Annotated in this window: 2 protein-coding genes; both read right to left on the bottom strand. The window is 53.7% G+C overall.

The genetic code is table 11. The annotated features are described in order from the left end of the window. Positions 1–8 precede the first annotated feature (8 nt). Entirely contained in the window at positions 9–896 is an 888-nt protein-coding gene (gluQRS, locus tag ACTHS3_RS13450; RefSeq protein ID WP_440368187.1) for a tRNA glutamyl-Q(34) synthetase GluQRS, read from the bottom strand. A gap of 152 nt (positions 897–1,048) precedes the next feature. After that, on the bottom strand, positions 1,049–1,318 hold a 270-nt coding region (locus ACTHS3_RS13445; RefSeq protein ID WP_440368186.1), incomplete at its 5' end, for a transaldolase family protein.

Here is a 1,318-nt window from a genome sequence, read left to right as displayed (position 1 = left end):
GCGCTAATTCAGTCCGTGATAATGGACGATTTTGGGATTTTGTCCATTTGCCAGTGTACCACCGCCCAATCGAGCAATTCTTGCGGACGGTTCACAGCAGGTGCATTGGGTAGGTTGAGGTAGGTTAGGACTTGGCGGAGAAGTTGTTCTTTTTGATTCAAATCCAAAGCCGGGGCAAAGGTTTGTTTCGACCATTTTTGCCCTTGGTTGTTGGTCAATAGGGGAAGGTGGGCGTAGGCCGGTGTGGGCACGCCGAGGCATTGTTGCAGATAGATTTGGCGCGGCGTAGAAACGAGCAAGTCCTGACCGCGGACAATATGCGTTATGCCTTGATCGGCATCGTCTGCAACCACGGCAAGCTGATATGCCCAATAGCCGTCGGCGCGAAGCAGGACGAAATCGCCGATGTCGTGTGCCAGATTTTGTGCGTAATGTCCGACAATGCCGTCTGAAAAACCGATTACGCGATCGGGAACTTGAATGCGCCATGCCGGCGTTTTGTTTTGCGTGTCGGGTCTTTGCTGAGGATTGCGGCAACGGCCGTTATATACAAATCCGTCTGCGCCATGTGTTGCCGCCGCCTGCCAGTCTTTGCGGCTGCAATAGCAAGGATACACCAGTCCGGCTGCTTTGAGGCGGTCGAGGGTGTCTTGATACAGGTCGTAACGGCGGCTTTGATAGGCGACTTCGCCATCCCACTCAAAGCCGAAAGCTTCAAGCGTGCGCAAAATGTCGGCAGCGGCGCCGGGCATTTCGCGTGGGGGGTCAAGGTCTTCAATGCGGACCAGCCATTTGCCCTGATGAGCGCGCGCATCGGCATAGGAGGCGACGGCGGTCAGTAGGGAGCCGATATGAAGCAGGCCGGTAGGGCTGGGGGCAAAACGTCCTATATACATGGCAGGGTGTTTTTGTAGGGCAGGGTAAGTATGCCTGCACGGTATTCAAATCATGATAGAAAAGGGCGTGCCGTACACGCCCGAATTTGGGTTTCAGACGGACTGAGACTTTTTAAAATGATTTAAGTTTCTCGGCCGTCCGTTTAATCCGCTTAAGCCAAGGGAGCAAGCAGTTTGGCGAAAGCGTCTTCAAATTGTTTCAAACCGTCTTCCTGCAAACGAGTTGCCAAAGTTTCGACATCAATGCCGAGTTTTGCGGTTTCGGCAAGCTGCGCTTGGGCTTCGTCCACACCTTCGGTCAAAGTGGCTTTGGCGGTGCCGTGGTCGATAAAGGCTTTGAGTGTCGCATCGGGAACGGTGTTGACGGTATGGGCGCCAATCAGGCTGTCAACGTACAAAGTGTCAGGATAGGCAGGGTTTTT

This window comes from Neisseria sp. P0009.S007, from assembly GCF_051962515.1.
Note: the sequence above shows the minus strand (reverse complement) of the source record. Positions and strands in the feature narration are given on the sequence as shown.